The 16,066-nt window shown below is 61.2% G+C and carries 10 protein-coding genes; 3 read left to right on the top strand and 7 right to left on the bottom strand.

Features of this window, described 5'->3' with window-relative positions:
• The 3 genes from JNL55_RS09055 to JNL55_RS09045 all read right to left on the bottom strand — a co-directional run.
• A partial coding sequence (locus JNL55_RS09055) for a hypothetical protein (protein ID WP_293852244.1) occupies positions 1-2,343 on the bottom strand: 2,343 nt, incomplete at its 3' end.
• A 227-nt stretch (positions 2,344-2,570) separates the two neighbouring features.
• Positions 2,571-3,977 (bottom strand): aldehyde dehydrogenase family protein, encoded by a 1,407-nt coding sequence (locus tag JNL55_RS09050; RefSeq protein WP_293852242.1) that lies wholly within the window; start codon positions 3,975-3,977, stop codon positions 2,571-2,573.
• Positions 3,977-5,371, bottom strand: coding sequence for an aminotransferase (locus tag JNL55_RS09045; RefSeq protein WP_293852240.1), 1,395 nt, complete (start codon positions 5,369-5,371; stop codon positions 3,977-3,979). Before JNL55_RS09045 ends, JNL55_RS09050 begins: the two co-directional genes overlap by 1 nt.
• A 104-nt stretch (positions 5,372-5,475) precedes the next feature.
• Here JNL55_RS09045 and JNL55_RS09040 point away from each other — a divergent pair, with 104 nt between their 5' ends.
• Positions 5,476-5,967, top strand: a complete 492-nt coding sequence (locus tag JNL55_RS09040; protein WP_293852238.1) for an Lrp/AsnC family transcriptional regulator — start codon at positions 5,476-5,478, stop codon at positions 5,965-5,967.
• A 2-nt stretch (positions 5,968-5,969) separates the two neighbouring features.
• Here JNL55_RS09040 and JNL55_RS09035 read toward each other — a convergent pair whose 3' ends face one another.
• The 4 genes from JNL55_RS09035 to JNL55_RS09020 form a co-directional block, all read right to left on the bottom strand.
• Complete coding sequence (locus JNL55_RS09035) at positions 5,970-8,564, bottom strand: M14 family zinc carboxypeptidase (protein WP_293852237.1); 2,595 nt, start codon at positions 8,562-8,564, stop codon at positions 5,970-5,972.
• 146 nt (positions 8,565-8,710) lie between these two features.
• Positions 8,711-11,566: a TonB-dependent receptor gene (locus JNL55_RS09030; RefSeq protein WP_293852235.1), complete on the bottom strand. Its 2,856-nt coding sequence runs from the start codon at positions 11,564-11,566 to the stop codon at positions 8,711-8,713.
• Between the two features lie 130 nt (positions 11,567-11,696).
• Positions 11,697-12,695 (bottom strand): FecR family protein, encoded by a 999-nt coding sequence (locus JNL55_RS09025; RefSeq protein ID WP_293852233.1) that lies wholly within the window; start codon positions 12,693-12,695, stop codon positions 11,697-11,699.
• Positions 12,696-12,701: 6 nt separating this feature from the next.
• Positions 12,702-13,295 carry an RNA polymerase sigma factor gene (locus tag JNL55_RS09020; protein WP_293852231.1) on the bottom strand — a complete coding sequence of 198 codons (594 nt, stop codon included), beginning with the start codon at positions 13,293-13,295 and terminating at the stop codon, positions 12,702-12,704.
• Positions 13,296-13,513: 218 nt separating this feature from the next.
• Between JNL55_RS09020 and JNL55_RS09015 the strand changes: the two genes are divergently transcribed.
• Both JNL55_RS09015 and JNL55_RS09010 read left to right on the top strand, forming a co-directional pair.
• The gene (locus JNL55_RS09015; protein ID WP_293852229.1) at positions 13,514-14,974 is read left to right on the top strand and encodes a serine hydrolase domain-containing protein; all 1,461 of its coding nucleotides are present in this window, start codon (positions 13,514-13,516) and stop codon (positions 14,972-14,974) included.
• Positions 14,974-16,066: N-acyl-D-amino-acid deacylase family protein (locus JNL55_RS09010; protein ID WP_293852227.1), on the top strand; the 1,093-nt coding region annotated here is incomplete at its 3' end. The genes JNL55_RS09015 and JNL55_RS09010, both read left to right, overlap by 1 nt.

Genomic DNA, 16,066 nt, shown 5'->3' with positions numbered 1-16,066 from the left:
GGTGGTGCCACGAGCACCGACGATGACTTCACCAGTGCTATACATTCTGGGGCCGATCAACTTGCCGGCAGAAGTGAGATCCGCGGCAGGAAACACCAGCTGCGACGGCGCCGCCGGATCGAAAGTCGTGGTCACGCCGTAAGCAAGATAGTTCGCCGACTCCGCGCGATGCGGCGGCACGATCTCGCCGTCCTGCGAGCCATCATGGTGATGAGCGTGCACATCGATCAGACCAGGAATCACCGTCTTGCCGCGCAGATCGATCACGCGATCCGCCTTGGCCGTAGAAACATCGCCCAGCCCGACGATGCGATTGCCACGAATCAATATCGTGCCTTGCTCGATCACCTTGCGATTGTCGAGCGTCACGATCCGCGCGTTGGTCAAAGCCAACGTGCCTTGCGGCTTATCTCTGGGCAGACGCAGATCAAGCGGCCACTCGTGCGTAACTTTGCCGCCGGCGTCGAGCTCATACGCACGCGGGCCACGAACGAACACGAACTTGCCCTGCCGATTCCATTGCGGAAAGAAACCGCCGGTCGGCCCGACTTCGCGCACGCCAGAACTGGCAGACATCCAATCAATGAACTGTGAGCCGCCCGAAGGAACCGGGGCCAAAAACACACTCTCGGACGTACCGAACGCAATGTGCTTACCATCCAGCGATAGCTGCGCATCCCATACATAGGGGAAGGTCGCGTGTGTTTTACCGTCACTGCCATCGGGCCGAACAGAACGTAGCGCCGTCGACGCGTCCGGCGCAGCCTTAGTGTCCGCGGCGCTCGCCTGCGTCATGTAATAGACACGACCGTCAAGCGAGTAGGTCGCACGAATGTATTCGTCACCCGCTGGCAGCACGCGAGCGATGGTTCGCATCTGACCGCCGGCCGCAGGCACTCGAACGAGTTCGTTCCACGGCGTACGCGCAGTGCCTTGGCCTCTGAGTCCGTTACCCGAGCCGCGAGTCACGACGATCTCGCTGCCATCCGGGCTCCACACTGGATTCAGATATTCACTCGCGACCGTGCTGAGACGTTGCGGCTCACCGCCAGCTGCTGGCACTCGCCAAATATGACCGCCCTCTTCGTCATTCCACGTAGTGAATGCGATCGAGCGGCCATCCGGCGACCACGACGACGACAGCTCGACCGTGACGGCTGCATAGGCATCCTTCGGTGTCAGCCGCTTCGGCTTGCCACCGCTGCGAGACTGCAACCAAATGGAGCCGGCACCTTCGAACGCCAGCGTCTTGCCGTCCGGCGACAGCGCCGGCCAGCGCGGAAACTTCACATCGAAGTTATCGTCGGCCACACGGAACGACGGCCGCACCTGTTCGGAAATCTCACGCTTCACCAACGCGCGGAAGGCGATGGTCTCGGCCTTGGCATCGGCCACATAGCGACGACGCAGCTTGCCGCCTTCGGAGTACACGATGGATTGGCTGTCACGCGCCCAGGCATAGCCCGGCAACATCCGGATCTGATACATCGTGTGAGTTTCCAACTGATCCGGCGTCAGCTGTTCGATCACCAGTCGATCTTCGCCAGTCTGCAGATTGCGCAACCACAAACCAGTGCGTTGGGCGTACTCGACATTGCCATGCCGAGTCACGCCGCCAGGTACGCGTCGCGCGAACGCGAGCCACTTGCCGTCCGGCGAAATCGACGGAGCAAACGGAGAGAACGGTTCGCGGTGATAGTAACGACGCGCGGCGGTATCGCTGACGATTTGATCCAGACCAGTGGTCAAATCCAACCGCCGAATCTCATGTTTGGTGCCGATCTTGTAATAACCCTCGGCGATCACCGGCTGCGAACTGCTGTGGTAATAAACAAAACGTCCATCGGCAGTGACCGACGGGCTGTCGACCAGCGTGTTCTGCGACGTCGCGAGTTCGACCGGTGCGCTGCCGTCGAGCGGGAATTTCCAGATTCGATTGGTGCGCGTCCACGGTCCCAGCGAGTGCGGGTAATAGCGCACAGCGACGATGGCTTTGCCGTCAGGCGACCAGGAGGGTTCGGCGACCGGCGTATCCAGATCCGCAAACACCTGACGCGGATTGCTGCCGTCCGCATTCATTACCCAAAGATTGTTCTGCCCCGCGCGATCCGAGACGAACACGATCTGGCGCCCGTCCGGCGAATACTTCGGGTGGTAGTTCAGCGCGATGCCGCTGTTCTGGGTCAGGCTTTGCGCTTCGCCGCCGGTCACCGGCACGCGATATACATGCGACAGCAAGTCGAACAGCAGCCATTGGCCGTCGGGCGAAATGTCCACCGACATGCCGGTGCCTTCCGTGGTCGAGAACTCCACGGTGCGCGTCTTGCCCCGGGGCTGAGTCACGTCCCAATTCGCGAAGCTGACTTCCGCATCGGCCCACGCTGTAGACAGGGCTAACGATGCGCATAGCGCCAACCCGACGCCACAGCTCCCGATCCAGGACCTACGGCGGATACCAGTTACGAGCTTCACGTGAACTCCGAGCGGCGACCACAGGCTTGCATCTTACATACTATTTGAAATGTATTGTAGATGCAGAAAGCCCGGCGTCCACTGCCGGGCAGCAGACGCTAGGCGCCGCTACGGCGAACTACATACAGCTTTTTCTCGGCCATGGCTTCGATGGCCTCGGCCACGCCTTCACGGCCCAACCCCGCCTGGCCGCCGCCGCCGAACGGCATGGCGTCGATGCGGAAGTCGGTGCTGTCGTTGACGATGACCGCCGCGGCATTGGCGATTGCGTACACGGACAGCGATGTTTCCAGACAACGCGTGAAGATCGCGGCGTGAATGGCATCCCCTGCTCCAGCCAGGCTGCTCAACAGCTCCGGCGTTCCCGAGACGGTTTCCAGGGTCGCGACCGGCCCAAAGATCTCGTGACGCAACAGCTTGTGATTGGCCGGCAGACCGTCGAGCCAAGTCGGAGCTACACGAGTCCCTTCGCTCCAGCCACCAGCCAACACGCGAGCACCATCGGCACGCGCCTGGTCGATCTCGTGCATGACCCGGCGAGCAGCGGCGCGATCGACCACCGGCCCCATGTCAGTGCTGGCATCTCGTTTCGGGCCGAGCTGCATCTTTCCAGCGAGCGCGCTCAATCGCTCACGCAGTTCCGGCGCGACTTTGCTATCCACGACGATGCGCTGTGAGTGCACGCAGTTCTGTCCAGCCGCCCAGAACGCACCGGAATGAATCGAATCAGCGGCCGCTTCGAGATCGGCATCGGCGGCCACAGCCACCACACCGACGCCACCCAACTCAGCCAGATAACGCTTCAGCCCGAGACGAGCCGCAATCGCCGTGCCGGCCGCACGACCACCGGTGAACGAAACGACTCGCGGCCGACCATCCGATGCCAACTGAGCGCCCAACTCGGCGCCACCGAAAACGATCTGCACCGAACCTTCCGGGGCACCCGCCGCCAGGAAATGCTCTACCAACTTGAGCGCCGAGAACGGCGTCTGCGGATGCGGTTTCAACACCACGGGCGCACCCAACGCAAACGCGGGTCCCAACTTGTGCGCGACCAGATTCAGCGGATCGTTGAAAGGCGTCAGCGCAGCGACCACACCGGCCGGCTGCAGCTTCCACCACCCCATGCGACCCACACCGCCACTGGCCTGATCGAACGGCACCACAGCGCCGCCGATCCGCTTGGCCTCATCCGCCGACAAGCGCAACGTTTCTACGCAACGCGCGACTTCACGACGCGCTTCACGAATCGTCTTGATGCCTTCGGTGGCGATCAAGGTCGCATGCGCCTCTGCCTCTGCTTCGACGCGTGCAGCAACGTTCGTCAGGATCTTGGAACGCTCATGAGCTGCCAGCGGCGGCGCCTTCAGAGCCGCGACCGCCCTATCGAGGATGCGGTCGAGCTCGGCAGCGCTAGTCACATTGACTTCGCCAACGACACTTTCATCGTCCGGATCGCGCACGACGATGACGTCGTGCTCGAGCTTCGCTGCCACGTCTGACATCAGGCAACCCGTTCGCGTTTGAGCTGCTCGGTCACTTCCTTCACCGCCTCGCTGACGATACCGACGATTTGGTCGGCATCGGCACGCGTCAACACCAACGGCGGCGCGAAGCCAAGAATGTCGCCATGAGGCATGGCGCGAGTGATCAAGCCACGCTTGCGAGCGGCGGCAGACAAGCGTGCACCGACCTTCGCCGTCGGCTCGAAGCGGCGCTTGGTCTGGCGGTCGGCGACGAATTCAATCGCAGCCAACATGCCCACGCCGCGGATCTCGCCAACGAATTCGTTCGAGCCGACTTCGATGATGAGCTGCCCACGCAAGTGATTGCCCACCTTCTCGGCGTTCTCCGCCAGATTCTCTCGCTCGACGATGTCCAAGCAGGCGTTGGCAGCAGCCGCCGCCAGCGGATGGCCGCTGTAGGTATAGCCGTGCGAGAACGCGCCGACTTGATCGGCACCATCGCGTACCACGTTCCAAATGCGCTCGCCGATGATCGACGCGGACATGGGCACGTAAGCGCTGGTCAAACCCTTGGCGGCAGTGATCAAGTCCGGCTTCATGCCATAGCGGTCGCTGCCGAATGGCGTGCCGATACGGCCGAAACCGCACACCACTTCATCGGCGATCAACAACACATCGTGACGCTTCAACACCGCCTGGATTTCATCCCAATACCCGGCCGGCGGCGGAATCAAACCACCGGTGCCCAGCACCGGCTCGGCAATGAAGGCGCCGACGGTGTCCGGACCTTCCTGCAGGATCAGCGCTTCGAGTTCCGCGGCACGACGCTTGGAGAACTGTTCTTCGCTCTCGCCAGCCTCCGCGCCCCAGTAGTGATGCGGCACACCGGCGTGACGAATGATGGGCAGCGGCAAATCCATGTGCTGGTGATAGAACGACAGGCCGGTCATCGAGCCTGAAATCACCGAGCAACCGTGATAGCCGCGCTCACGCGAAATGATCTTCTTCTTGCGGGGCTGGCCACGCAGATTGTTGTAGTACCAAACCAGCTTGGCATTGGTTTCGTTGGCGTCCGAACCGGACAAGCCATAGAACACTTTGCTCATGCCGGCCGGCGCCATCTTGATCAAGCGATCCGAGAGTCGAGCCAGCGCTTCGGTCGTGTGGCCCGCATAAGAATGATAGTAGGCAAGCTTGTGCGCCTGATTCGCGATGGCCTCGGCCACTTCGGTGCGGCCGTAGCCCACGTTCACGCAATACAGGCCGCCGAAGGCGTCGATCAGTTCGGTGCCATCCGCGCCCTTGATGCGCACGCCCTTGCCGGATTCGACGACGAAGCTGTCGGCGGTGCCGGCGGCGTAGTCCTTGGCATGAGTGAATGGATGCAGGACCGTGGCGCGATCCATGGTCTGAAGTTGCTGAAGCGTCGTCATGGGCAGTCCCCTGAGCCAGTTGTTGGGCAGATTGGCGATAAAAGTACGCTCCGCCGACGCGGAAACTTCGCAACTTTGGGCAAAGAATGATAGAAATTATCGCCATGGACCCGAAACTCGACGCCGCCGACTTCCGGCTCCTGGAACTGCTCCAGGAAGACGCCCGCATGCCCATGGCCAAGCTGGCCGAACTGGTCGATCTGTCCGAGCCGGCCTGCTATCGGCGCATTCAGCGGTTGAAACGGGACAGAGTCATCGAGCGGGAGGTGGCCGTGATCGCCCCTCGCACCATGGGCTGGCCGTTGACCATGATCGTGCTGGTCACCCTGGAACGGGAGCGCACCGCCATCCTGGATCAATTCATTCGGAAGCTACAAAGCGTCCCGGAGATTGTGGACGCTTGGTATGTCACCGGCGACTATGACTTCGCGCTGCGCATCGTGGCTCGAGACATGGAGAGTTTCGAGCGCATGACGCGCGATGTGCTGTACGCCGACAACTTCGTCAAAAACTTCAAAACACTGGTGACCATGCGTTCGGTCAAAGTGCAGGCGCCGCTGAAAGCAGCGGCGCCCGATGACGACGTGACTGAATGACGTTACTGATTGAGCAGCGAGTTGAACACCAGCTTGAATGTGCCGTGGGTCTGATCGCGATGCTGCGGACGGAAGCCCAGTAGCACCACTCGACCTTCGCCGTACTTCACCGACACTGCCGCAGCCTTGTTGGCGATGTTCTTTTCGCCGAGCAGCCAGCCGCTCTGCAGGATGTCGCGGTCCAGATAGGTCGCGATGATTTTCACGTCCTCGCCCTTGTCATAGGTCGAGAGTTCATAGACTTCGCCACCCATCAGCAACGCCAGGCCCTGCGCCGGCATGCCGTACGCGATCGGGTTGGTCGTGTCGAACCGAGTCTTCAACGTCGAACCCGGCGACCAGAACTCTTTCGACGGCAGCTTGGCAATCACGTTGCGCACCGGCACCTTCAATTCATTCACCGCCAACTCGCCGGCGCGACCGAAGGTCACCAACGTGCCGCCCTTCTTGACGAAGGCCTTCAGCGCCTTGACGCCGTCCTTGCCGAAACCGCTGCGATACTCTGGCGGCTCGTCCGCATACTCTTCGTCTTCTTCCGACTTGTCGTCGCCCTGCTCGCCGAGCATGGCTTGCGCCGAATCCGACGGCAGAATGATGGTGTCGAAGGCAGCGTTCAGATTGCCTTTCTTGATGCGCGCGTCCATCAGCGTCGTGTACGGCACATCGAATTGCTCGAACATCAACCGCGTCCAACCCTCATCGCTGTTGCCACCGCCGTAGCGCTGGAACATGGCAATGCGCGGCTTACGCAACGCATAGCTGTTGGCAGGCGCTGCTTGTTGAAGCGCTTTGAAATCGACGCCGGTACGACGCGCGACTTCTTGCAGCTGTGACGAACTCACACCGCTGACGAGGAAGTCGCCGGGTGTGAATCCCGATGCATCCGTCACGCGCCGAACTTTGGCGCCTTGGTTCAGCAACAAGAACGCTGCACGGAAACTGTCGTTCAACTTGGTGCTCAGCACGTAGCCATTGCCGGCATCTGCGTCGACGCGACCCTGACGAACCAACGGCGCAGCCAGCGTGGCGAGTTCAACCGATACCGCCTCACCTACCGGTTCGGCGCGCACGCCCATGAACTCGTTAAACGTGTCGGTGGACAGGTCATACGGACGAATCGGATTGTTTTGTTGATCGCGCGTGAACGTATTGTCCGGATAGAACGTGCGACCGAGCATCCAACGCACCAGGCTTTGTTTGGGTTGAGCCATGGACACGACGAACGAGCCCGCGCCGTAAGTACGGCCATCGGCGACGAACGCGGCCTTCGCCTGCCGCACTTCGACGCCGGAACGCAGGAACATGTTGACCAGCTTCTCCACCGTCAGCGGATCGTGCTGAGCAGCTTCGATCACGTAGGCCTTCACTTCACCCGTCGTGCCGCGCTCCACCTGACGCACACCTTTCAAATACATGTTCCAAAGCAGCGTCTCGCGATCACGCGCCGCCAAGTCCACGGTGGACCACGCAGCGATCTTTTGCTGTTCGACGATGTCACGCACGCGCCACCAGCCGCCCGGCCACACGCTGGGCATGGAGACCTGCGGTTCGTAAGTCGGCATGTTTCGCTGCTCACCGCGCAGCTGATCCGGATGCATGTAAATCGGCGTTGCGAGTCGCGCGCTGGCCGACTCGGTCAACATGCCGGCGATGTTGTGGAACGGTGTGATCCAGTGGAAGCCCATGTGGCCCCAACCCGAATACACGGCCGAACCGATCACGCCGGTCTTGCCCGCGCCTTCCAGCTTGGTGCCCATGTGACTGCCGAACCAGCTCATTTCACGCCACACCAGCGGATCGCCATTCGGGCGAATCGGCTCGGCATACGGCGGAATCACCAAGCGAGCACCGTTGGCACCTTGCTGGTGATGATCGACATAGGCCTGCGGCACCCAGTCGCGATACATCAATTTGCCGAAGTGTTGCGACTCGGGCAGGTTCAACGCAAAGCCATCGCGATTGTTGTCGTGGCCGGCGTAGCGCTGATACAGCCAGGGCAAGCCGGACGCTTCGAACTTGGTGCCGACATACTTCATGTACCAATCGGCAATCATCTGCGTGCCATCGGGATTGATGGACGGCATCACGATGTTGATGACGTTGTCGCGAATCCGTTTGGCTTCGGTGTCTTCGCGGGCGATGCTGTCGTAAACGAACTCCGCTGCCGTCTGGGCCGCGGCCACTTCGCTCGAATGCAACGCGAACGATTGGATGATGACGGCACGCGCCTCACCGGCGATCTGCCGGGCCTGCGCTTCCGACACGCCGCGCGGATCGGCGAGCTGGGCATTGAGCTGACGCAACCGGTCGAGCTTGGCCAGATTCTCAGCCGAGGAAATGAAGATGGCGACGTACGGCCGGCCTTCGCTGCTCTTGCCGAGCTCGACCATCTGCATCCGATCCGACGCCTTATCCAGCGCCTCGTAATAAGCATGCAGCTTGTCCCAGCCGGCCAGCTTGCGATCGGCGCCCATCTGGAAGCCGAAGAACTGCTCGGGGGTCTGCAGCCCGGCCTGCGCGGCGCTGGGTCCAGCTGCAGCCAACAACAACGTACCGGCAATGCCGGCGATCAATCGTAAGGGTCGGCTCGAGCTCAAGGGGTCGTTCCTATTGTTGAAGCCAATCGGCGCGGCGCATAGGCCAGCACATTTTCGCAACGACAGCTTCACCATTCGGCCTCGAGCGTTAACACGCCGATTACGTGGCAGGATGGCCACGCAATCGACGCTACCGCTGTGAACCGTTAGAACTTGGCGAGCAGTCGCAGGTAGTAATAGCCGCCGTTATAGCCGAATGGGCTCGAAGAAGGATAGCGGAACGGACCTTGCGGATTATTGATGGCGGTGTACTCGTCCGGATAGGCGTCGAAGACGTTGTTGGCGCCGACCGTGACCGTGTACTTGTCGCCGAAGTGACGCGCCAGACTCACGTCCGCGACCCACTCCGGCGAGAAGGTCTGGTCGTAGATGGGATTGGTGTTGCCGGTGTAGTACTCCCCGTAGTACAGCGCACGGGCGAAGAAGGTCCAGTCGCCCAGTTCATAGGTGCCGGAAAAGTTGAAAGTACGGCGCGGCTGGCCTTTCGAGTAAGTGATCAAACTGTCGCGATTGAACAAGGCAATGCCGGTGATCGCCGCCAACTCCGGCGGGGTCGCGGCGATTCGAGTCACCTCGCGACTGTTGAAGTTCATGGCCGCGGTCAAAGTCAAGCGGCTGGCTGCGAAGTCGATACCGTAACGACCCGTGACATCGATGCCTTCCACTCGCGCGTCGATGGCATTGGTCGGGAAGCTGGCGCCGCTGATGTTGGGATAGCCATTCGCCGCGAAAAACGCCCGCGCCCGCGTGTCGTTGAAGGTGCTGGAGGACACGATCTGGTCGCTAACCTCGATGCGATACAGATCGACCGCGAAGTTCAGATCCGCACCCCAGTTGAGCACCACACCGAGACTCACGCTCTCGGACTGCTCCGGCTCGAGATCCTTGGCCCCCATCAAGCGCGCCACCGGATCGGAAGGTGCGAAACGCCGCGTGACGTAGGAAACACCTTGGATGAAGCTGGAACTGGTGCTCAGGTAATAGATATCGGCCAGCGACGGCGCGCGGAAGCCGGTGCTGGCGCTGCCTCGGAATGCCAGCACATCGTTGACCTCGAAACGAAATGCCAACTTGCCATCCGTGGTATCACCGAAGTCGCTGTATTTCTCGAAGCGCCCGGCCGCCGACAACGTCAGCCGTTCCCAGAACGTGGTTTCCAAATCGGCATACACCGCGTAGTTGGTTCGATCTACCTCCACCTCGTCGGTGGGACGCAGCGCGCCGAAGCCCTGCGAGCCTGCCGCAGTGATCGCGCCTGCGTTCGGGCCATCGAGCACCGCCACGCCGCCATGCAGATAACCTTCGGCCCTGCCCTGCTGGGTGCTGTATTCATCCCAACGAAATTCCGCGCCGACCGCCAGATTGAGCGGCGACTGCCAACCCACATTCAAACTGCGCGTCAGATCGAAATTGGTCACCGCTTGTTGTAAGGCGTACTTGCCGGCATAGAACGTGGTCGGGCTGTTGACGCCCATCGACGGATTCAATGTGTTGCTGGGATAGGGCCGCAGATTGTTCAAACCCCAGCCCTGGCTGAAATCGAAGTCCCACTCACCCAACGCACCCTTGATGCCCGCGGTGAAAGAGCCGTCAGTCACGATGCCGACCATCAACGGTTGGAAGCCATTCGGAAAGATGGCGCGCACATTGTTGTTGTCGAGCGGCGCACGGAACACAAACGGCGTTTCGATCTCACGACGCATGTAGCCGCCGAATGCATATCCGGTCAGCGAGCCGAGCGGCAACTGGGCGTTGATGGACAACCCCATGTCTTCGCTCTCGGGGTCGCCGACCCGATACGTGTTGTAACGATCGATAGTGAATTCGCGCGGATCGAAAGCATCGCCCGACTGCAGCACCGGCGTCGCATCACTGATGCTGGTGGTCGGAAAGATGATCGGATTGCCATTCCGCGTGCCGAAATACATCTGCCGCTTGTCATAGCCCTGCCGATTGGTCTTGCCACGCGTGCGATAGTAGAGCGAGCTGTGCAAGAAGCCGCCGTCGCCGATCTCGATGCCGTTATCCAACGACACTTCGGCGACTTCGCCGTCACCTTCGTAAGTCTGACCCAGCGATGTCTCGATCTGCGTGCCGAGGTCATGACGCATGATCACGTTCACCACACCGGCAATCGCATCGGAGCCGTACTGAGCCGCAGCACCGTCACGCAATACTTCGATGTGACCGATAGAGCTGGTCGGCAAGGAATTGAAATCGGCCGCAGCCGTACCGCCGTTGACACCGAGATGTTTGCGCTTGCCGTTGACCAGCACCAACACTTGCGACGAATTGAGTCCGCGGATCTGCACGCGCCTCATGAAAGAACCGCTGTTCGCAGTACTGGTCGGTGGAAAATAAGCAGACGGCACCAACGCCGCCAACATCGACGGCGTGTCGTTGTAGCCACCGCTACGCAAACTATCGCGAGACAAGACGTCGACGGGCACTGGCGATTCGAGCTCGGTGCGATTGCTGAAACGCGTGCCGGTGACGATGACGGTCTGCAGTTCCTCGGAGATTTCGGTAGTGCTGCTCGGCGGCTGCGACGAGGACGCCTGCTGGCCACTGCCATACGCAGAGTCGTCCACCGTGTAAGCGACCGTCGTCAGCGCTGCGTAGTGCGGCATCGACGGCGGCGTGCGAACGCGAACTTGTGTGTCGAGCGATTCGATGCCGATGACATTCTCGCCGGTGAGCCGATAGCGCAGCTGCGTGCCTTCCAACAACTGCAGCAGCGCTTCTTCGACGGACATCGTGCCGCGTACGCCGCGAGTGCTCTTGCTATCAGTGATCGCAGCCGGCATCAACACTTGCACGCCCGCTTGATTCGACAACTCGATCAGTGCGGTAGACACCTTTTGCGGCCCGATACCGAAAGAAACGATGCGAGTCAGACCCTGCTCTTGCGCGTAGCTCGGCACGGCACAGGCCATCGCGACGGCGGCAGCTACCGGGCGACTCAGAACGCGGCACAAATAACCGATGGCGGATGTCGACACTATCCTTCTCCCATGTTCTTTGGATTTGCCCGGTGCGTGTTGCCCGGGATATCCAAACAAGACAAGCGAGCGCCGCCAGCCGGAAATGTCTCCTGGAATTTATTTGCAAATACTTTTAATGAACTCGACTTCAATCGCGGCTCTTCAGATACAAGCCACCCAACAAACGCGGCTCCAGTCGTACTGGAAAAACCTGCGGCAACGATTCGATCCACACATCAGTCGCGCGCGTGAACACCGTGCCTGAGAACAAGATGCGACCGGCAGCCTCGTCTTCGATCACGATGGGCTGTCGCGAGTAACGATTGACGTCGGCGATCACTGCCGCCAACGGCTCGTTGTGATATTCGAGGCGGCCTTGTTTCCACGCGAGCGTGCTCGCTGCGGTGGCGGGCACGATGGTGGGTGTGGAATCGCCCGAGACTTCCCAGACGATTCTATTGCCCGCGCCGACTTTGACTGGCTCGCCCGAACCGTCTGCTCGTGGCACCGAGACTTCGACCAGACCTTTAGTGACGCTCACCACGACTCGATCGTCAGCGCGACGAACGTTGAATGCCGTACCCAACGCTTGCACGCGCATCGTTCCGACTTGCACGATGAAGGGCCGCTTCGGATTGCGAGCTACAGAGAAGTACGCCTCGCCGGTTTCACCTTCCATCACCAACAGACGCGTGCTGTCGGTGTAGCGCGAGTTCACTGCCGACTTGGCGGCCAGCTCGATCGTCGAACCATCGGGCAGCCACGTTTCGCGCACATCGACGGTGGTCGACACCGGAGCGGACCGCTGCGAACTCAATACCCAGCCGACCGCGACCGTGGCGATCAACACACTCGCAGCGAGCGCGGCCACCGGGCGCTGCCACCACGGTCGCAACACCGGCTGGGCTTGGGCCGAAACGCGCCCGGCCAACAACGCAGCCACCTCGGCTTCTTCATCGCCGGCCACCAAGTGTCCGGTCTCGTGCCAGAACGATTGCATCTCCTCGAACGCTGCCCGATGACTCTCATCGGCTTCATACCATTGCAACCATTCCGCCAGATCCTCCGGCGTTGCTTGCTCATCGCGCAGGCGTAGGACCCAGCGCCAGGCAGCATCGAGATGCGCGACCTCCACGGTTCGTTTCATGCCTCGTTATTCCTTCACCGCCAAGTGCGCCTTGGCCTCGGTGGGCGTGCACCCGCGCACGCGCAACTTGCAGTACAGAGCGGCGCGAGTCAGGTAATGACGCACCATGCGTTCGTTGACGCCTAGATCACTGGCGATCTGTTCCTGACTCCATTCTTTGAAGCGATACAGAATGAACGCGCGCCGGCAGTTCGGCGGCAACTCGCACAACGCGCGGCGCAGGAGCCAGAGCTGCTGTTTGCCCAGCACGTAGCGATCGGGGCTGAGCCAATCCACCGGCGGCTCGGGATCGTCCAAGCGATCCAAGGCACCGCGCACCCGACGCTGCTTGGCGCGATTGATGGCAATGTTGGCGGCGGTCTTGAACAAGTAGGCCCGCAGAAAACCGATCGCATCCGGCCGATCCAACTGCAAGAGTTGCACGTACGCCTCTTGGGCCACTTCCTTGGCTTCTTGCGGATCCCGCAGCCGAGTCATCAGGAAAGCATGGAGCGCACGATGGTGCTGCTCGATCAGGTGCCGCACCGTTTCGAGGCGCAGGTCGTCGACGGGCGATGCCGCGGCGTCGAGATTTGGCGTCAGCTGATGATCCGACCGCATGGTGGCCAGCGAAAACTCCGGTCCAACTCAAGATTTAGACAACCGACGCCGCGCGACCGGCAATCCCTCCAAGCAAAAACTTTGCCCGCCTACGCCAACCCTGCCAAGGTATGCACTCGGGTTATACAACCCCCAAAGAAATCTATATGCGCACCGGCTTGTCCCAGGACAACAATGAAGGATGACAACGCCTGTCCGCGCTCTACGAGGTATCTAGCGTGAAGCAAGTTCTGCTCTCGATCGTCTGCACGATGGCCGTCACCAGTGCGCTCGCCGCCACACGGGACAAAGCTGCAGAAGATGCCGCCGCCGTGGATAAAATTTTCGCGTCCTTCAGCGGCGACCGCCCCGGCTGCTCCGTCGGCGTGTTCCGCGATGGCCAGACCCCGATCGTGCGCAACTACGGCCTGGCCGACCTGGCTACCAAAGCACCGCTGACCGCGGACACGGTTTTCTACATGGCCTCGGTCAGCAAGCAGTTCACCTCGCTGGCCGCCGCCACGCTGATCGCCGACGGCAAGCTCGGCATCGATGACGACATCCGCAAATGGCTGCCTGAGCTGCCGCGCTATGAATCGCCCGTGACGGTGCGCCGGTTGATGAATCACACCGCCGGCGTGCGCGAAGTGTTGGGGCTGTTTTCGCTGGCCGGCACGCAGAGCTATGAAACGCTGATGCCGCCTGAAGTGCTGCGCATGATGGTGCGTCAGAAAGAACTCAACTTCACACCGGGGTCCCAGTACACCTACAGCAACGGCGGTTATTTTCTGCTGGCGCAGGTCGTGGAACGCGCGGCCGGGCAACGCTTCGATGAGTACGCACGCAAGCGCATTCTCGAACCACTGGGCATGACCAGCAGCTACTTCCGCTATGGCGACAATCCTGCCGGTGCCAACCTGGCGCACGGCTACGTTCGCGATGACGCCAGCGGCTACAAGGTCCGCGACACCTATCCGGGATTCAGCGGCTCGGGTGGACTGATGAGCAGCGTGAACGACATGGCCAAGTACGACCGCGACCTGAACGTCGGTCATAAAGTGTGGACTGATAAGGTCCGGCAAATCATGTTGGAACCCGGCCGGCTGTCCAATGGAGAAACCTTCGATGCCGGCGACGGCCTGCACTACGCAAGCGGCGTGCGAGTGGGCACATTGCGCGGCCAGGAGCTGATCGAACACAGCGGCGGCCATGCCGCGTTCTCCAGCAACTACATCACCTTCCCCAAGCTCAAGGCCAGCTTCGTCTCCATTTGTAACATCGCCGACAGCCCGGGCAAGTACAACTGGGAGGCTGCCGAGGCGCTGTATCCCAAGGCCTTCAAGGGTGCCAAGCCCAAGGCTCAGGACCGCAGCAGACCGGCCGACACGCGCCAGTCGATTCCAGCCGAAACCATCACCGCACTCGGTGTCGGCACGGCGCTGTATCGCTCCGAAGAACTCGACGCCGACTACCGCTTCGCGCGTGAGGGCGACGGTCTGGCCATCGATGTGTTCTCCAGCTTCACTAGCGGCGGCCGTCCGGAAGGCTTCTCGGGCTTGCGACTCGAAGCGCCGGATGTACTGCGTGGCGACTTCGGCAAGTTGAAGTTACAGCGCGGCGCCAACAACGCTGTGACTGGCTTCGTGCTCGAAACCGGCCGGCTCGAAGGCGGCGTCAAGTTCACTCGGGTAGGCCAGTAATGAGTGCGTTCAGCCGACGACTGGGATGGGCGGTGGCTGCCGTCTGCGCGAGTTACGCCGGCACGCCGGCACTCGCCAAGGAACAGGCCGACCTGATCCTCACCGGCGGCACCATCCATGACGGTAGCGACGCGGCCTCCCGCGTCGGCGACGTCGCGATTCGTGGCGACAAGATCGTGTACGTCGGCAAGAACGCCAAAGAACGTTTCAGCGCGGCGCGCGTCATCGATGTGAAGGGCAAGATCGTCGCGCCCGGCTTCATCGATCCGCACACTCACCCGGACGAGTTCGTTCGTTCCAAAGATCCAACGCAGCGTTTGACGCCGGCGTGGCTGTTCCAAGGTGCGACCACGTTGATGATCGGCGTCGACGGTGCCGGCACACCCGACATCGATGCTGAAGCCGCTCGGATCGAAAACGACGGCATCGGCCTCAACCTCGGCGCCTATGTCGGCTTCGGTCGCGTGCGTTCTGCGGTCCTCAACCAAGACGCACGCGAGCCTACTGCCGATGAGTTGAGCAAGATGCGCGCGATGGTCGCGGACGGCATGTGTAAAGGTGCGTTCGGTCTATCAGCCGGCTTGTTTTACGCGCCGCAGAGCTTCGCCAAGACTGAGGAAGTCATCGCCTTGGCCAAGGAAGCCGCGCAACGAGGTGGCATCTACGACACGCATCAACGCGACGAATCGTCCTATTCCATCGGGCTATTGGGCTCGACTCGCGAAGTCTTGCGCATCGGACGTGAAGCCAACCTGCCGGTGCACTTCGCTCATATCAAAGCGCTGGGCGTCGACGTGCATGGTCAAGCCGACGCCGTGATCAAACTGGTCAACGAGGCACATGCCAGCGGACAGAAAGTCACTGCCGATCAATATCCCTGGCTGGCATCAGGCACAGGACTGAGTGCCGCGTTGCTGCCGCGATGGGCCGTCGATGGCGGCCGCCCTGCTCTGTTGAAACGACTCGACGATGCCGCGACCTTGCAGAAGATTCGCGAAGAAATGCGTGAGAACTTGCGCCGTCGCGGTGGCGCCGATTCGTTGGTGCTGACGGTGGCTGGTTCACCTTGGCACGGCAAGAAACTCGGCGATC

It is taken from the genome of Steroidobacter sp., assembly GCF_016790065.1.
GTDB lineage: Bacteria > Pseudomonadota > Gammaproteobacteria > Steroidobacterales > Steroidobacteraceae > Steroidobacter.
The sequence above is the reverse complement of the archived record's forward strand: the minus strand, read 5'-3'. Positions and strand labels throughout refer to the sequence as shown.